Origin of the sequence: Leptospira montravelensis (assembly GCF_004770045.1) — a bacterium.
Classification (GTDB): domain Bacteria; phylum Spirochaetota; class Leptospiria; order Leptospirales; family Leptospiraceae; genus Leptospira_A; species Leptospira_A montravelensis.
This window is the reverse complement of record NZ_RQFO01000003.1, coordinates 1-455: the sequence shown is the minus strand read 5'-3', so window position 1 is coordinate 455 and position 455 is coordinate 1. Positions and strand designations below refer to the sequence as shown.

The 455-nt window shown below is 33.0% G+C and carries 1 protein-coding gene; it reads right to left on the bottom strand.

All coding sequences use genetic code 11. The annotated features are described in order from the left end of the window. A partial coding sequence (locus EHQ31_RS00810) for a transposase zinc-binding domain-containing protein (RefSeq protein WP_208652700.1) occupies positions 1-423 on the bottom strand: 423 nt, incomplete at its 3' end. Positions 424-455: the final 32 nt, after the last annotated feature.

The window sequence follows — 455 nt, the reverse complement described above, 5'->3', positions numbered from 1 at the left end:
AACAGAAATAAAGGCGGGAGTAGGAGTAAGATCGAATGAATATTTGATTAACTTATGTATAGTTTTTGAAGAAGCTTCGAAGAGAATTTCTATAAAAACTTTGTAATGAGTTAAGATGTAAGGATATAGAAAAGAAGGTAACTTGAAAACCAAATGATAATGTGGAGAGTTTGTAACTTTTTCTTTTGTATTGATGTTCCAAATTCTTTTGTTTTCCGATTGGCAAGTAGGACAAGCCCTATTATTACAAGATTCTCTCATGAATACAGAGAAGTGTCCCGTTGGACAAGAGAAAACTCTTCCCTTCATAGCATTAGTTCTACAAAGAGAAACAGCAGAAACCACCTTCTTAACATGGCTTGGCAAGTTAGAAGCTTGAATCTTATCAAATTGTTTATATAGAACTTGTTGGAATTCGTTCATAGTATAGATTTTTAGGGCATTGCATATAACGA